Origin of the sequence: Gaoshiqia sediminis, assembly GCF_025907915.1 — a bacterium.
GTDB classification, from domain to species: domain Bacteria; phylum Bacteroidota; class Bacteroidia; order Bacteroidales; family Prolixibacteraceae; genus Gaoshiqia; species Gaoshiqia sediminis.
Genome location: NZ_JAPAAF010000003.1, coordinates 235615 through 253494, shown reverse-complemented (window position 1 = coordinate 253494; position 17880 = coordinate 235615). Strand labels below are relative to the sequence as shown.

11 protein-coding genes are annotated in these 17880 nt (G+C 48.6%); 6 read left to right on the top strand and 5 right to left on the bottom strand.

Annotated elements, in window-relative coordinates:
• Positions 1-74 precede the first annotated feature (74 nt).
• From N2K84_RS04060 to N2K84_RS04045, 4 genes are all read left to right on the top strand, one after another.
• The gene (locus N2K84_RS04060; protein WP_282590500.1) at positions 75-260 is read left to right on the top strand and encodes a hypothetical protein; all 186 of its coding nucleotides are present in this window, start codon (positions 75-77) and stop codon (positions 258-260) included.
• 424 nt (positions 261-684) lie between these two features.
• Positions 685-1848, top strand: coding sequence for an ATP-binding protein (locus tag N2K84_RS04055; protein ID WP_282590499.1), 1164 nt, complete (start codon positions 685-687; stop codon positions 1846-1848).
• A 457-nt stretch (positions 1849-2305) separates the two neighbouring features.
• On the top strand, positions 2306-3100 hold the full coding sequence (locus tag N2K84_RS04050; RefSeq protein WP_282590498.1) for a polysaccharide biosynthesis/export family protein: 795 nt from the start codon (positions 2306-2308) through the stop codon (positions 3098-3100).
• Positions 3101-3136: 36 nt separating this feature from the next.
• Positions 3137-5521: a GumC family protein gene (locus N2K84_RS04045; protein WP_282590497.1), complete on the top strand. Its 2385-nt coding sequence runs from the start codon at positions 3137-3139 to the stop codon at positions 5519-5521.
• A 213-nt stretch (positions 5522-5734) separates the two neighbouring features.
• Here N2K84_RS04045 and N2K84_RS04040 read toward each other — a convergent pair whose 3' ends face one another.
• Both N2K84_RS04040 and N2K84_RS04035 read right to left on the bottom strand, forming a co-directional pair.
• Positions 5735-6262, bottom strand: coding sequence for a hypothetical protein (locus N2K84_RS04040; protein WP_282590496.1), 528 nt, complete (start codon positions 6260-6262; stop codon positions 5735-5737).
• An 89-nt stretch (positions 6263-6351) separates the two neighbouring features.
• Entirely contained in the window at positions 6352-7962 is a 1611-nt protein-coding gene (locus tag N2K84_RS04035; protein WP_282590495.1) for a hypothetical protein, read from the bottom strand.
• Positions 7963-8618: 656 nt separating this feature from the next.
• On the opposite strand from N2K84_RS04035, the gene N2K84_RS04030 reads away from it, so the two are divergent.
• Positions 8619-10022, top strand: coding sequence for a sugar transferase (locus N2K84_RS04030; protein ID WP_282590494.1), 1404 nt, complete (start codon positions 8619-8621; stop codon positions 10020-10022).
• A gap of 247 nt (positions 10023-10269) precedes the next feature.
• On the opposite strand, the gene N2K84_RS04025 is transcribed toward N2K84_RS04030, so the two are convergent.
• Positions 10270-11130, bottom strand: a complete 861-nt coding sequence (locus N2K84_RS04025; protein ID WP_282590493.1) for a TIM barrel protein — start codon at positions 11128-11130, stop codon at positions 10270-10272.
• 499 nt (positions 11131-11629) lie between these two features.
• Here N2K84_RS04025 and N2K84_RS04020 point away from each other — a divergent pair, with 499 nt between their 5' ends.
• Positions 11630-13576 (top strand): sialate O-acetylesterase, encoded by a 1947-nt coding sequence (locus N2K84_RS04020; RefSeq protein WP_282590492.1) that lies wholly within the window; start codon positions 11630-11632, stop codon positions 13574-13576.
• Between the two features lie 174 nt (positions 13577-13750).
• Here the strand turns inward: N2K84_RS04020 and N2K84_RS04015 are convergent, their stop codons facing one another.
• Positions 13751-15283 carry a family 43 glycosylhydrolase gene (locus N2K84_RS04015; RefSeq protein WP_282590491.1) on the bottom strand — a complete coding sequence of 511 codons (1533 nt, stop codon included), beginning with the start codon at positions 15281-15283 and terminating at the stop codon, positions 13751-13753.
• Between the two features lie 37 nt (positions 15284-15320).
• Complete coding sequence (locus N2K84_RS04010) at positions 15321-17873, bottom strand: pectinesterase (protein WP_282590490.1); 2553 nt, start codon at positions 17871-17873, stop codon at positions 15321-15323.
• Between the last annotated feature and the right edge of the window lie 7 nt (positions 17874-17880).

The following is a 17880-nucleotide window of genomic DNA, read 5'->3' as shown; positions in this document are numbered from 1 at the left end:
AAATATAAGCCATGGCTACACTGGATTAATGCTGAATATTAGTATTTTACAAACAACCACGTGTTGACAAAATCATGTTTCGAACACTAATGATTGCAAATTCGCACCAGCAGGGAAAAACCACTTCCCCCTGCGCTTCGCTTGGGTACTACTCCTTTGCAGGAGTAGAAAAAATTGCGTTTCGGGAAGCGTCTATGCTCGAAGCGGCAAAGTCCCCTTCAGGGGATTTAGGGGTTAAAAGCAAAGCAAGCACTGAATAGGGAATCTTGAAAATCGGGCCGGGCCAAATCGTTTTCGGGTGTTTGGGAAAAAGGGAATAGCGGCAATTCGCCCCCTGACCCCCAAGCTGGGGAACCGGCGCAACTATCAGGTCACCTATGCTCGAAGCGGAAAGTCCCCTTCAGGGGATTTAGGGGTTAAAAGCAAAGCAAGCACTGAATAGGGGAATCTTGAAAATCGGGCCGGGCCAAATCGTTTTCGGGTGTTTGGGTAAAAAGGAAATAGCGGCAATTTACCCCTTGACCCCCAAGCTGGGGAACCGGCGCAACTATCAGGTCACCTGTGCTCGAAGCGACAAAGTCCCCTTCAGGGGATTTAGGGGTGAAAAAAGCAAGAAAATACAGTTGGATTTACCATGTAAATCTAAAATCAATTTTTAAATTTGCATGGTAAATGGTGTTTTTGATGATGTATATTCCCAGAGAAATAAAAGAGAATGTCCGAAAGGCATTGAAGAATAACCCGGTTGTAGCCTTAATTGGCCCGAGGCAATCCGGAAAGTCCACCTTGGTGAAGAAGATGCTGGAGGATTATCCGGAAAGTATCTATCTGGATCTGGAGCGGCCTTCGGATTTGCAGAAATTGAGTGATGCAGAGTGGTTTCTTTCATCGCAAAAGGGAAAGCTGATTTGTATTGACGAAGTGCAGCGGATGCCGGAATTATTTCCCCTGCTCAGAAGTCTGGTTGATGAATGGGGCAGAAATAGTTTATTCCTGATGTTAGGATCGGCCTCCAGGGATTTATTGAAACAAAGTTCGGAGTCTCTGGCTGGCCGGATAAGCTATAAGCGGCTTACACCTTTTTTGTGGAAGGAATTAGGAGGTGACTATACGCTTGAGAGCTATTTTTCCCGCGGGGCATTTCCCCGGAGCTTGTTGGCCGAAGATGATGAGGTATCCTTTGAATGGCGGGAGGATTTCATAGCCACTTTCCTGGAGCGGGATTTATTGCAGTGGAAAGGATTTACGCCCGTCACGATGCGACGTCTTTGGCAGATGCTGGCCCATGTAAACGGACAAACGGTAGATTACACGGCCTTAGCCAGGTCGCTTGGCGTATCCAATGTAACGGTTAAGAATTACATCGATTTACTGGAAAGTACTTTTATGGTGGAGGTGGTTCCGGCTTATCGCTCCAATTTAGGGAAACGCCTGGTGAAAGCGCCGAAAGTTTACCTGGCAGATTCGGGGATTACCGCTGCTTTGCTGGGATTGCGCAGTTTTGAATCACTATCGGGCCATCCTTCGTTTGGGGCAATCTGGGAACAAATTGTTTTAATCAATCTGAAAGGGATATTTCCGGAGGCCTCGTTCTTTTTCTATCGTACAACTAACGGCGCCGAAGTGGATTTTGTGATGAACATCCGAAATGCGGTCTTTGCCATTGAATGTAAATCCACCTTGTCGCCATCGCTTTCAAAAGGAAATTATAATTCGTTTGAAGACATTGCACCCGATCATATTTTTATAGCCTCACCCGTAGCCAAAGGTTGGCCAATGAAAGAGGGAATTGATGTAGTTTCCTTGGATGAGCTGGAAGTGAAAATCAGGGAAAAAATGAATCGTTGAGGGATGGGGAAAGTCATCAACCATCCGCGTTCTCGTATCCCCCGGCTAGCGCCGGTTTGTAACCAGTGCTGTGCCAGCAAGGCCCTATCTGATTGTTCATCAAGGGCACGAATTGCAAATTCGCACCAGCAGGGAAAAACCACTTCCCCCTGCGCTTCGCTTGGGTACTACTCCTTTGCAGGAGTAGAAAAAATTGCGCTTTGGGAAGCGCCTATGCTCGAAGCGGCAAAGTCCCCTTCAGGGGATTTAGGGGTAAAACGAATCGATAACAGAAATTGACCGTGTAAAATCGCCTCATTCGTCATTCCTCCATCTTGCCTCAAACTTTAAATCTTGCTGAATTTACCTTAAAATAACCCCTTTGGGGTGGTCAGTCCCGTGTAAGTCACTATCTTTACGGCCTTTAACGAAAAAACCAGATAAACAACAGCTTATATTACTTGCTAATCAACGAGATATGCTTAAAAAAATTACCCGTAGCGCCTTCTTCACGGTGGTCGTTTTGTTTCTGTTAAACGCTTGTAAGTCGAACAAGGAATTGATGTATTTGCAGAATCTGCCGCAACGCGAGCTTCAGCAGGGAATTCCTTTTTCGGTGCATGAATACCAGCTGCGTACCAGCGACAACCTCTACATCCAGGTAACCTCGCTGAACCCCGAGGTGAATTTGTTATTCAACCCCTCGTCGGGGACCGGTTATTCGGCCGGTACAGCCCAGCAATACGGTACCCTGAGTGCCCAGTACCTGAATGGCTACCAGATTGATCCCGATGGGAACGTAGAGCTGCCCATCATTGGCAAAGTGCCTGTGCTTGGAAAGACAGTGGCCCAGGCCAAAGAGGGGATCGTGGAGCGGGTGAGCGAGTATTTTAAGGAAGCTACGGTAACGGTTAAGCTCCTCAGCTTTAAGTTTACCGTGATGGGCGAGGTGGCCCGGCCCGGCGTATATTACAACTACAACAACACCTGCACCATCCTCGAAGCCATCAGCCAGGCCAGCGGCACCACCGACTATTCGCGCCTGCGTAAGGCTATGGTGCTTCGTGAGCAGGAAGGTGGTTCCTACTCCATTGAGGTGGACCTCACCGATAAGGCCCTGCTCAGCTCGGAGGCGTACTACCTTCAGCCCAATGATGTGATTTACGTGACTCCCGATAAATACAAGAATACCCGGTTGAACGCTTCGCTCTACGCGCTGATGTTGTCAACCGTTTCCACCTTTATTGTGATCCTGAAATTTTTGGGAGAATAAAAACCACTAACGAAATTTTTTTGAGCATTCGATAACATGGACCAAAACGAAGAATTACTGAAACTGCTGGTACAAAACGAGGGTGAAAGTTTCAACCCGAAAGAGTTTTTGTACAAACTGTTGCATTACTGGAAATGGTTTGTCGTGGCCGCCGTGATTGGCGTGGGGGCAGCGTACGTGTATAACCGTTACGCACCGCCCAGCTATGCCGTGAACAGCCGCCTGCTGGTGAAGGAAAAGAAGTCGGACGGGATGAACCTGGACAAGCTGTTCGACAATTTCTCGTTAAAATCGGACGTGAAGCTGGAAAATCATATTGGCATTCTGTCGTCCTTCTCCCTGAACCACGAGGTGATCGAAAACCTGGGCTGGCGGGTGTCGTGGTACCGCGATATGCCTTTTGGCGATTACGACCTGTTCGGCCGTGAGCCTTTCGAGGTGATCATTGAACCGGAGGCGCTGAATATGAAAAAAGTGGCCCTGCATGTGTCGATGATCGATTCTTCCCGGTACCGGGTGGAGGCCGACCAGAAAGTGACTATCGACGGGCAGACGTTTGAAGTGAGCTTCGATGAGGAAGGGATGTTTGGCGAAAAGTTCGAAAACGAATACTTCAATTTCGTTCTGAACAGATACGGCGAGGCGGACGACGGCGACTTTTACTTCGTGTTCAACGATTACGACGATCTGACCCTGAACTACATGAAACGGGTCAACATTGCCGGGGTGAACAAAAATGCCGACCTGATCAGCCTGGATGTGACCGGTGACAACCCGCAGCGGGAAATCACCTACCTGAATGAGTTGGCCGACGTGTATATCCGCTATGGCTTGAAAGAGAAAAACCTGATCTCCGAGAATACGATCCGCTTTATCGACCAGCAGATGCTGGCCATTGTGGATACGCTGAAAACAACCAGCGACCACCTGACCAACTACCGGGCCGACAACAAAGTATTCGACCTGAGCCAGAAAGCGTCGCTGGTGGTGGAAAAACTGGTGGAACTCGACTCCAAGCGGTCACTGGCCGAGATGCAGCTGGAATACTACGAGAACCTGAAAAACTATATGGACAATGCCGAACGGATGAAGCACATGGTTTACCCGTCGGTGGTGGGCATTACCGATGCCGGGCTAAACAGCCTGGTGGTGAGGTTGAGCGAGCTATACAGTAAAAAGGAGGCCCTCTCGTACAGCTTGCAGGAAAAAAACCCGGGCTACCAGCTTGTTGACCGCGAACTGGAGTTTACCCGCCGTAGCCTGAATGAAAACCTGAACAACCTGGTTTTTAATGCTAAAAAAGAACTGGAGGCAGTGAAGCAGGAGATTGCTGTTACCAACGAGCAATTGGGCGATTATCCCAAAACCGAGCAGGACCTGATTAATATCAAGCGGATGTTCGACCTGAACAATGAACTATACACGTTCCTGCTCCAAAAGCGTGCTGAAGCGCAAATTACCAAAGCCTCGAACATAGCCGATGTGGATGTGCTCGATCCGGCGCGCAAGGCCACCATCGTGCGCAAAGGCCCCCGCTCGGCGCTGAATATGATGATCGGTTTGATCCTGGGACTTGCCTTGCCTTTCATCATCATCGTGGGCCGCGATTACTTCGACGAAACCATCAAGGGGCGCGACGAGCTGGAAAAGTTAAGCTCACTGCCGATTTTGGCCGATGTGATGCACAACGTTTTCGATGATGAAATTCCCGTGGTGAAACATCCGCGTTCGGTACTGGCCGAATCGATCCGCGAGTTGCGCACCAACCTCGAATATATGAGCTACGACTGCGAAAGCTGTGTCATTGGGGTGCATTCCATGGTACCGGGCGAAGGAAAAACCTTTATCTCGGCCAACCTGGCCTCCATGATTGCCATGAACAACAAAAAGGCTGTCCTGATTGGCGCCGATATGCGGAAGCCTACCCTGCACCGCTATTTCGGCATTCCATCCAACGAGGGGCTGAGCACTTACCTGATCGGCAACCATACCCTCGACCAGATCATTCAGCGTACCGAAGTGCCTAACCTGGACTTCATTGCGGCAGGTACCATTCCACCCAACCCGGCCGAGCTGCTTAGCTCCAAAGAATTTGGCAAGCTGATGGCCGAACTGAAAAAACGCTACGACCTGGTGATCATCGATAACTCCCCCATGACCCTGGTAACAGACGGTTCTGTGGTTAGCCGGCACACCGACATCAACTTGTTTGTGGTCCGTCAGCGCTACAGCCATCGCCAGATGATTGAGTTGATGAATCAGCTGGTTGAGAAGAAACAGATGAAAAAGGCCGGTATCGTGGTGAACGATGTGGACCCGAAAAAATACGGCAATTATGCCTACCGCTACGGAGGTTATTACCGGAAAGCTTACCACAGCAACGGTGTTTACTTTGAAGACGAGGCGCTAATGAAAAATTAGGCCGAAACATTCCCTGAGCGGGCAGTAGCCCCTCAGCATATGTTATGAAAAAAGAGATGAATACAGGTTTTGACCTGGGTTCATCTCTTTTTTTTGTCCCCAAAGAAGGCGTTTAAGGGGTGAAAACCGGGTGGGGGGGATTTCACCCCCTTGAATATATGCTAATTGATTTCCCGGATTTTTATTGCAGATCCAAAATCCAATCAAAAATTATTATTTGAATATAAATAGCAGGATGAACAACCAGACAATACCGGTTATTGACAGAATCAACCCGGGCCAGAAAAGTGCATGAAAGCTGCCTTTGGGTGTATTTATATCAAATTCGAACTGTGTTTTTCCGAATGCATCCTTGTTAATTTCAATATTTCGGGCAGTTGGCGGAAAATCAATAATCTGTGTTTGTTGTATGTTGTTCCGGGGTTCCATCCAAACCATCATGTATTTATTGTCGGTCAGCTTTGTTATATCAGGGTTTTTCTGGTCGGTATTTACGATCCATTTTCCCCGTTTGTTAACCTGGCATATTCCATAAGCTTTAAAACTGAACTCAAACGACCGGTCCATATCATTCTTTTCGAGCTTGAAATTATCCAGGAAATAGGCAGGAAGTTCCTTTTCCATAGTGCGTTTGAGCAATGCCGGATTATTACCCAGCGATTGAAGCCAGACTTGCCACTGGTTGGCATTCATACTCATGGAAACTTTTATTGCGCCGTTTCCAACCTCGTCTATACTCATTTCGAGTTTCTGTTTTAAAGGTGCCTGTGCCTGAATTGCACAGCTTAGAAGAGACACTGTAAAAAATAAGATAATTCTTTTCATAACGGTTATCTGATGCTGTTGTACACTGAATTTATCACACCTGTATACTGGCTGTATAGTTGATTGTCGGAGCCGACAGCAACCAGTCGGTAACCGCCGCTCATGGGGGCAATTTTCCCAATCCACCGGAAAGTGGTCGTATAATTTGCAGAAGTTCCCTGCACGTTACTGCCGCTGATGGAATATTGCAACGCGAGGCCCATTTGTGAAAAATATTGTTTGAGCTGGTGCATGGCTTCTTCGGCTGAACTTGCCGGGATATTATAGACCGATACTGAAGCCACCATGTCGGGTGAGGTAATCTGTGCTATTAGTAGCGGAAAGCCAGGAGCCGGGTTGTGGTATGTTACCCATCCTGTTGGGATCAAAAATGAAAGCGGCCCGGGAAAACGGCTTGCATCAGCCAACTGATTGGATACCGGCTGTTGCACATATTGAATGACTTGCTGATGTTTCGGGGTGAAATTTTCTGCGATCTCATCCACCTTTTTTCTCAGGTAATCATTGTCATCGAGATTCATACTGATAACACCACTGGCGTTAAGCTGATGCACATCAATAATGCTGTAACGCGGATCTCCGGCCTGAGTTGCTTTAATAAATTCATCAAGTTGTTCCATCCCCAATTTATAAGCTTCTTGGGCGCTCGAAATCTTCCCTAATCCTTCACCCCCGATTCCGGTGGCTTCAATGGCGTAATATTGCCCGTCGATTTTGAAACCCGGATAGGCATGGCCAGGAATAAGGTAAATAATCGGATCGAGGCCGGCATTGGACAGCACGCTTGCATACAATACGCTGAGCTCAATGCAAAGTCCGGTATTGCCGGTAATTACTTCCCGTGGCAACCGAACATGCTGTATCAATGTCTGTACATCCTGCAAGTTCTGCGGAATACCTTTTGTTCCGCTATATACCATATGCGACATCCGGGTCGCTTCGTAAAGCCCCAGCATAAATTGTACACCTTGCTCGGGCGACCTTGTTACACTGGCTGCTTCCCCTTTCAGTACTTTTTCTTGAACGATTTGAGTATAATATTTAACAATGGGATCGTTAGGCGTAACAAAGCAGGGAAGAAGAGGGTCGTTATCGTAAACATCGCCCCAGCCTAAAATTTCATCCGAAGGAATACATGTGTATGCAAAATCATTCCGGCTGAGCATTTTGAAAGTAAAAGATTCCTCAATGATATCCCTGTGATCAGCACCTTCCCATTCAACCGTCACATTGGCACGTTCAACCGATTCCGTGGTTTTAGAGGTAACCGATGGATTAAAAACCGGATAACATACTGCCACGATGGTTTGTCCCGGAATCATAATTCCGGTAGTAGATATCTCCGTCCATTCAATATGACCCGGAACCTGATATTTAACCACTACATTTTCGAGGGTTTTTTTACCTGTGTTGGTAATCTTCGCTTTGAAAAGGTGGTATTGCCCGTTAAGAGCATCCGGGTTTGCATAAACCTTATGTGCAGCAGGCATAATTAGCGGTATGCTGTTTATGCTGATGTCGAGGCTGGCCTTATTCGATCCGGAAAAAAGAAAGGGAATGCCTGCGGCAATAATCCCTACAACGATTATTACCAATGGGAGAGATAATTTCTTCATTTGCTTTTAGAAAATTGTCAAATGTTTGAATTTGTTGAAAGAATCCTGAAATTGAAGACAAAATCCTTCATCCAGTTGTAACGGGAGAATCAAGGGATTTACCCTCGGGGACCTGCAGTACCAGCTGTATGAACATCCTGGCCAGTACCTTTCATTCATTAAAATTGACTTGAACGCTGATATGCAAGTGTTACAAATGCCCATCATATCTAAATTTACTTCAATAAAGTATAATAAACAACAGGCTGTTTAACCTATTTATCTCAGAATTGACAGAGTGGTTTTCCATAACCGTCTGTTTAGCATCCCCGGTAGCCGATACAGCTGCAATTTTATTGATAACGCAGCAACAGATTTGGTTATAGGCCTTAGTGCCCAATATTTCGGATCATTGTAATCCTAATATCGCCGTCCAATTTAAATTTCACCGAAATAGGGTGAAAACCGGGTGGGGGAATTCACCCATTGACTTCCGGCGGGGTATTGCCTAATTTTGATCATGAAACTGCATAAAGATGGACGCTAAACAGGACTGATGCCGGGAAATCGAGGCAGGAAAGGGTAGGAAATTCAATCACAATGATTGGTAAAATGCAGTAAATCAAAGCTTAATTGATTGACGGTGATTCGATTCGTAACCTATAAAATGACAGGACATGCTGAAAGAACGTGAACATGTAATTGCCCGTATCAGCCAGATTGTACAAACCGCCTTAACGATCGGTGCGTATGCGATGGCTTGCGGCATTTATCATTATCCCAAGCTCGAACATTTGTTAAAATCCAAAGAAGTACTTTTTTTCCTGATACTCATTGTCTTCATTTGGTGGATGCTGATTGAATATGGCGGGTTAAACTGGTTAAGCCGCGACCATAAGTATTCCGACCTGTTTTTCAGGTATTTGAAATATATTGGTCTGGGCGCCGTCATGCTGTCCCTTATCTCGTTCCTGTTGGAAGCCGACCGGGTGACCGCTCCTGTCATCGCTTTGTTCGCTGTAATCGACCTGATCATTTTATTCTCGGTGAAGATCCTTTCGTTCCGGGCGATGAAGTTTCTCCGAAGGCAGGGCTTTAACACCCGTCAACTGCTGGTTATTGCCGATGATACCTCGATTGAGTTTATTCATGATCTGATAGAAACGAAGGACTGGGGGTACCGGGTTCGTGGTATTGTCAGCTCAAACGAGGAGGTCCGCGCGGCTTTTGGTGACGAAATTATCATGTTGCCCGACGATTTGGATGTGGGACGTGTATTGAATAACAGTATTATCGACGAGGTTATTTATTGCAAAAGCCAATTGGACTACAACAAGATTAACGAGTTGGTTGAGCTATGTGCCGAAGTGGGCGTGGTGTTCCGGCTGAAACCGGGCCTGGTACAGTCGAAGAAAATGAAATCCACCTTTACCTACTTCAACAATATTCCTTTTCTTATTTTCAGGAATACGCCCGAAGATTACCTGGCCCTGAAAATAAAACGTATGTTCGACATCGGTTTTTCATCCCTGGTGCTGTTCATATTTTTCCCGCTGTTGCTCATTATCGCCTTTCTGATAAAATTGGACGATGGCGGCCCGGTATTTTTCCATCAGGAACGTGTGGGGCTAAATGGTCGCCGCTTCAAGTGTTTGAAATTTAGGACGATGGTGACCAACGCCGAGGAGCTGAAAGCCGGATTGCTCGGACAAAACGAGCAAAGCGGTCCGGTGTTTAAAATTAAGTCGGACCCGCGGATCACGAAGATCGGCCATTTCCTGCGCAAGACCTCACTCGACGAGTTTCCGCAGTTCATCAACGTTCTTCAGGGCGACATGTCGGTGGTGGGCCCGCGTCCGCCCATCCCTTCGGAGGTGAGCCATTACCAACGCTGGCAAACACGCCGCCTGAGTATGAAACCGGGCATCACCTGCATCTGGCAGGTTTCGGGCCGCAACCGGATTGGTTTCGAGGATTGGGTGCGTTTGGATACTCAATACATCGACCAATGGTCGCTTAAACTGGACTTTATCATCATCCTGAAAACCATTAAAGTGATGTTTACCGGCGACGGCCAGTAAAGGCGGGAGGGCGGTTTTCATCCATGCCGTTTTATTTGGAGAGTCTGATCGTCAATTGTATTGAGGTTTCCCGGCGCATACTGCCGGGAATTTTTTTGGAATATGGTAAAAAAATCCCCCGCCGTAAGGTGCGAAGAATGATTTTGGCGGGGGGTAAGTAAATAATTATTTTCGATTGATCGGGCCGGGTTGTGTTTCAAGGCATAATTGCCCCTCTGTCATTTCCCGAATTGATCAACACCCAAAGCTAAACAAATTTTGCCTGATTCAGGTAATTGAAGCTGAGTTCCACGCTTTCGAACGGATCCAGATCGCGGAACCGGTCTTGTTCTACAAAGAAATATTTCATGCCTGCTGTTTCTTTCTCGGCGAATATACGCTCAAAGTCAATCCGTCCTTGCCCAACCGGCGCAAAAAACTGGTCTTCCGATTTCACCATGTCTTTTACGTGCCACAACTCAAAGCGTCCCGGGTATTTGCGGATGTATTCCACGGGGTCGTAGCCTCCGCGGGTTACCCAGTACAGGTCAACCTCGAAAGTCACCAATGCGGGGTCGGTTTGTTCAATAAGCAGGTCAAACGGTATTTGGCTGTCCATTTTGTCAAATTCAAAAGCGTGGTTGTGGTAGCCGAATTTCAAACCGTATTTTTGAGCAATTTCGCCCATCTTGTTGAACTTCTCGGCCGTCGCTTTATAGTCGTCCAAATGCTGCCGCAGGTTGTCGGGCAGGTACGGATAAATCAAATATTCCACGCCTGCTTTGGCTGCATCTTCGCTCACTTTTTCCGCGGCATCCAGTTCGTAAACGGTGTGCGTACTGTGTAAGGTCATGCCCAGGCTTTTGGTCAGGTTGGCAAAGGCGTCGGGGGCCATGCCGTAAAAGGTGCCATCGTTCATGTTGTACCCCGCAGCTTCCAGCGAATTGTACCCGATTTGGGCCAGCTTCTCCAGTGTCGGGTTCAGGCCGGCAGTAATTTTATCACGCACCGTGTACAATTGAAGGCCGATAATTTTTTTATTTTCCCCGCATGAAATCAGTGACGGGGCGAACGCCGAACCTGCAGCAAGTACCGCGGCAGTTCTCAGGAAATCGCGACGATTGGTCATAATTGATTAGTTTAGTTGTTATTCATTAATCGAATTAAAATTAGCAATTTATTGGAAACTGAAAAGAAGGGCTCCGGACATTTTGCAGGGAAATCGCTTTTAGCAAGTTCCATAGCCTGCCTTTTCAGGGTGCCATAAATGGCATGTTTGGTCACGACATATCGTGATCCTGGAATACCTGGCTTTCCCGTTTGCGGTGTTTCTGGTTTTTTCCGGCACGTAGGGCCACGGTATGCCGTGGCCGGGTGGATGGTAACGACCCTGAAAGCGCAGTTTACCATGCTTAATGAGAAAGAATAGCTCTTAAATTCTTAAAAGCGATTTCCCTGCTGAGTCCCTGGACTTTTTGATATTCCTGTTCTGCCTCACGGAAATAAATACACGCAGTTTGGACTTTCATTTTTTCCTGGCAAACCGTAACTTGCGGTTCCAATAATTGAATGGGCCAAATATCATTTGAACCCGTCTTAATCAATTTCAAAACCATAAAAACCAACGTATGAAAAAACTGACTGCTGCATTTTTACTGGCTTTTTTTATCATGGGAAGCGCCAGGGCCGATGTTAAGCTCGCGCGCATCTTTAGTTCCAACATGGTGCTTCAGCACGGGCTAAACAACCCGGTTTGGGGATGGGCCGACAAAGGAGAGAAGATTACCGTGTTGTTTGCCGGGAAGACCATCACTACAAAGGCCGGAAAGGACGGCAAATGGCAGGTTAAACTTCCTGCAATGGAATACGGCGGACCCTATACGTTACTGGTTGAAGGCAAAAATCAGCTGAAACTCGACAATATTCTGATTGGCGAAGTGTGGGTGTGTTCCGGCCAATCGAACATGGAATGGGTGGTGGCCAATTCGAACAACAGTGCCCGGGAAATGGCCGCGGCCAATTATCCCAATCTGCGCATGTTCACGGTGCCCCAAAAGGTGGCCCAACATCCGGTTGAAGATGTGGATGGCGGCGAGTGGGAAGTTTGCTCGCCCGAAACGGTAGGCCATTTTTCGGCAGTGGGCTACTTCTTTGCCCGCAACTTGCAGAAAGAGCTGGATGTCCCTATCGGGATGATCCATACTTCGTGGGGCGGTACGGTGGCTGAAACCTGGATCAGCCCGCAAAACATCGAAAAAGATCCTGACTTTGCCGCTGCCTTGTCTGAGCTGAAACAGCTGGATCTGAGTAAGTATCGCCAGCAGCGCGTAGAGAAAATGGCCGCTTTGTTTGGCGGTGAACTGCCATCGAAGGATACGGGCTTGCAGGACGGGAAAGCCGTATTTGCAGCGGCTGATCTGGCTGATCAGAACTGGACTTCGTTGCCGGTTCCCCAACTTTGGGAAGCGGCCGGATATCCGGATGTGGACGGCGTGGCTTGGTACCGCACCAAGATCAACCTCACCAAAGCACAGGCTGAACAAGCAGCTGAACTGCATCTTGGGAAGGTGGATGATACCGACATGACCTGGGTGAATGACCGGTTAGCAGGCCAAACCAATCGCTACGACCTGGACCGTATTTATCTGCTGGAACCGGGAACTTTAAAAGAAGGTGAAAACGTGTTGGCCGTGCGCGTGGTGGATACCGGAGGCGGTGGCGGCATCTACGGGGAACCTGCTGAACTTTTCCTGAAAGTGGGCGCGGAAAAAATTGAGCTGGCCGGTAACTGGAAGTTTAAGATGACAGAAGTGGCGGTTGGCTCTATGGAGTTGGGTCCCAACAGTTATCCCACCTTGCTGTACAATGGTATGTTGGAACCGCTGATTCCTTACGGAATTAAAGGTGCCATTTGGTACCAGGGCGAGTCGAATGCTGACCGTGCCGTGCAATACCGGCGCGTATTTCAAACCTTGATCAAGGACTGGCGGCAGCAGTGGGGATTGGGCGATTTCCCGTTCTTCTGGGTGCAACTGGCCAACTTTATGCAGCCGGCTGTTCAGCCCGTGGAAAGTAGCTGGGCAGAATTGCGCGAAGCCCAAACCATGGCCCTCGAATTGCCGAACACCGGTCAGGCGCTGGCCATCGATATCGGCGAGGCCAACGACATTCATCCCCGTAACAAACAAGATGTGGGCAAACGCCTGGCGCTGAATGCCCTAAAGGTGGCCTACGGAAAAGAAGTGGTTCACTCGGGCCCTGTTTACGAATCGATGGAAGTGAACGGAAATCAGGTAATCATTCATTTTAAGGAAACCGGCAGCGGCTTGCTGGCAAAAGATAAATATGGCTACCTGAAAGCGTTTGCCATTGCCGGGGCCGACAAGAAGTTTTACTGGGCAAAGGGTGAAATCAGGGACAGCAAGTCGGTGGTTGTCTATTCGGATGAAGTGGAAAAGCCGGTCGCTGTTCGATTTGGCTGGGCCGATAACCCGGACGACCTGAACCTGTATAACCGGGAAGGGCTCCCGGCTATTCCTTTCCGCACCGATACGTGGGAAGGCATTACCAAATAGCCTCTTTCATTATTGGAAATTCATCGTTGCCGACTATGCCAAGTGTCATGTCAACAATATTTTAGAGACAGTCATGCCGAACTTGTTTCGGCATCTCATGATGAATGAGTCCCTGAAACAAGTTCAGGGTGACTGAATCAATACAAGTTATTGTTGACATGACACGAGTCGGTTTCAGCGTTTGCGGTAGATGAAATTGTCGAACGTGGCTTTTCCTTCGCCAAATGCATAGACACCGGCCCGTAAGCTGAGGAATTCGCCAAACACATTGTGGTTGAACCCTGTGGCATCTATGCTGCGCTCAACCCGGTTCCAATCGGTGCCGTTGGCGCTGTAGTAAAAGCTGATTTCATTTTCGTCATCCAAAATGCGCAGGAACCCGTGGCTGCCCAGCTCGTTCTTCACCCTGATCTTGGCGCTTTTCTGGTTGAAGACGGTAAATTGGTCCTTGTTCACCGCGATGCGCATGTTGCCTTTTTCGTTGTAAAACAGGCATAAACCTGCGGTAACGTCATCTTCAATCGTATATTCCACAATCACTTCATAGTGGCGGTCGGACGAATTAACCAGCAGGGGAGAGCTTTCATCAAACGATTTTCCTTTTGCTTGAAGCACAAGTTGCCCATCTTTCAATTCTACACGTTCGGGTTCGTACAGTTTGAAGAATTGCCATTGCAGTCCCAGTTCCGAACGATCAAAGTTGTCCGACAGGTCAGTTCCGTTTTGTGAGGTTTTCCCGGCCGGTTTGCGAATTAAATCCTCACTTTTTACACCTTCGGGAACCCGAAACCATTGGTCGGCTGTCCATTCAATGGGCAGCATCAGCGTTTGACGTCCCAGCGTATGAAAGCCCTTTTCGTAACCGTGGTACATGATCCACCAGTTGCCGTCAACATCGTCCACCAGCGTGCCGTGGCCCTGGCTCCACCAGCGTTCGTTGCGGCTTTCGGTGTGGACAATCGGGTTGTAGGGTGAATTCTCGAACGGGCCATAGGGCGATGTGGAACGCGCAGAAACTACCATGTGTGAGGTGGCCGGCCCTGCTGTTCCCCCTTCGGCAACAATCAGGTGGTAATAGCCGTCTTTCACGGTTGATTTGGGCGATTCGAGGCAAAAACACTCGGTGCTCCATTCTTTGGGGAATTCCCATCCTTCGTAATTGAAAACCGGTTCCCCGTCGGTGGCCAATCCGTCTTCGGTAAGCTTCACGATGTAGCCTTTCGACAGGTACAAATAGCGCTTTCCTTCGTGGTCAACCACATGCCCGGGGTCAATATATCCGGGCAATTTCAGGTCGATCGGATCAGACCAGGGGCCTTCGGGCGACATCGCTGTTACCACCCAGTTGGTTCCCCCCGCCGGGAAATAAATGTAATACCGGTTGTTGTGCTTGATCAGGTCGGGGGCCCATACCGAACCCACATATTGATGCAGGGCATGGCCTACCCGCTGCCAGTTGATCAGGTCGGTTGAATGCCAGACCAACAAGCCGGGATAATAGTCGAACGAGGAGTGGGTCATGTAATAATCACCGCCGTCCCTGAAAATGGAGGGATCGGGATAGTCGCCGCCCAAAACCGGATTTTGATAGAAGTTCTCGGCAGTATCCTTGACTTGTGCGTCACTTTTCTGTGAAGTGCCCCGGCTGCATGAAGCTATCAGTAAGACTGACAGGATAATCAGAATTCCGGAAGAAAGTTTTTTCATGTGTGTCGTTTTAAATTTGAGTTTATGGTTGTCGAATTTATTTCCATTCAATTTTCAAATCTTTGATTAAGGTGGCGCCTCCGCCCACGGTTCCGGTGTGCTGGAATCCCATTCCGCCGAAGGTGTTGGTTTCAACTTCGGCTTCCAGTTCCACCACCCGTTTTACTTCCGATTCGTTGTGAACGCTGTAATAATCCTTCGTGTTTTCGGCATGAACCTTCAGTTTATTACCAGTTGTTTCAACTGTAATCCGGCAGTCGGGGCGGTAGCACGAGGCAGAAACCGGATCGCTGATTGGCGTTGCGCTGCCGTTTTCATATTTCATCAAAAGGAAGTCGATAGCATCGCCGTATTTGGTGGTTCGGATTAAGCGCAGGGCATAGCCGGTCATCTTTTCAATATCCATCTTGATTCCGATGTCCATATATTGCGCCCGGGCACTAGAGAATCCCTGTCCGGCCGTTTTGGCAGGCACAGCAGTGAAACTGATTTTCATGTCGCCAAACTGGTCGTCAACGGGCGTGTAGCGTAGGCGCGCCCCTTTGGTGGCTTGCACCAGGCCCGTATCTTGTGCCGCACCATCAACGCCCGGGCCATAGTACCAGGGATCGCGGCTGTTGTCGGCTTCCCAGTACCATTCGCGGGTATCGGCAGGAGCGTAGCTGTCGAGTGCCCAGAACCCCGGCAAAACTTCCGGTTGATACGCTGTTGACATATTTTCCAGGTTGGGAATGAAAATACGCGGGTTTTGATTGACATCCTCCGGAGTAATAACCTTGGTATAAATGGTTTTTTCAGCATTCCCCGGATGGCAACGCACATGTTTGGGGGAAACGCTGGCCATGATGTAATAGCCAATGTCACCGGCAGATAGCTGATAGGCTTTCAGGGGGTTATTAAATCGGGACACCGCGATTTCAATGGGATGTGTGCCCCGGGCATCGTGGCAGCGGTACCAGCTGATCAGCGATTGGTCGTCGAAATCCATATCCAGCGTATAATTGACCGCCAGATGGCCCTTTTTATCCTTGCTGATCACTGGTTTTTCAAGAAAAGCCGGAGCTGGTAAGTAGGAGGGAGCAACGGTGAGGGTTGCTGCCGATTCCAAACCGGCATCTGTTGACGCAATAATGACGACTTCTTTCGTTTCATCCTGATGGTTGCTTGGAATGACCAGACAAGTGCCGTCCTCCTGAACTTCCAGTTTTACCAGATCGTTGTACTCCGGGGCCAGCGACCAGTTCATGTTTTCGCTTTCCAGCCCGAAGTTTCCAAAACGATAGGCAGTGGCGGTGAGCAGCAGGCTGTCTTTGCCTGTTTCGAGCTTTTGCCGTGTTGGATTCACCTGCAACATGGTTGGGAGCAAGCCGTAGTTTTTGCCGCTTTCAGCTTCTGCTTTTTTGATCAGCTTTTTGACGTTCATCGGGTCCCAATCGTCCTCACCGCGAAGCAGGTTGTAAGTGTTATAAATGGTTTCGTTATTCAGATTGAAGCGATAAGCATTCAATACTTCTTTCCGGGTCATGTCGATGGTTGCAAAGGCGTTATCCCTGTCCATGAAGACGGAATCGCCGTTCAGGCTAACCTGATACTGGTAATATCTCGCTTCAGTTGCAGGAAGGTCGCGCCAGCCCAGGTAATCAACCAGATCGCCTTGAAAGCGTGTATCAACAAGCGTTACCGGGCCGGAACCTTTTACCAGGTATTGCGGGCCTCGGGTGAGTACCCGAATGTCGCTGTTCAGGAAGACCGCCCCGGGGCCAACCGTGTGGCCGAACGGTTTACTGCTGTAAAAGTCGAACGTGCAGTTGAGGTAAACGGCCGAACCATTCAACGCATCATCGGTCGATTCGAAGTGGCAGCGCTCGAACAATGTGCGTTTGCTTCCCCAAAAGGGGCCGGTGTTCAGGCGGCTGATGAAGTTGCAATTTCGGGCCAGCACTTTGTCGCCGTTGGAAAAAGCCAGCTGTCCCTGTACAATGGCCGAACTGCGTTTTTCCCGGTTCAGCTTAGGATTGAGCGGATAGTCTAAATCGATGTTGCAATAGTTCCCGAAGGTGATATTTTCGGCTGTCAGCCCGTCTCCCTTAAAATTGAAGCTGGTGAAGTTGCCCTTGGCGCCAATCGTCTGTCCGCGGTTAGCCGCCAGGATCACATGGTATGGATTGTCCGACAGTCCATAAAATTTCAGCCATTGGCAGTCGATTTCCAGACCGAACGGTGTGCTACTGCCTTCCTGGGGCACGCGAACTTCGGGATCATCCGGGTCGTCAATCCAATATACCCAGGGGGCGATGTAAAGCACCATCGGGGATGCTTCGGTACCATTCGTGAGGTGTTTGGCCGCCTCGTTAATCGAATTAAAGACAAACGGATAGCTGGCAGCCTCTTCATCGCTTAGTTGTCCGTCAATAAAAAAGGCTTTGGGCCCCAGTTGTATTTTTTCACCCTGGTAGGTGATGGACGAACCTTCGAATACCAGATGTTGGTATAATTCACCCCGGTGCGATTGAGCCGACAGGGGAAAGAACCCTGAAAGCAGAAAGGCAGGAATGAGGAGCAGATATATTCTTAAACGGTTTGTATTCATTTTATCA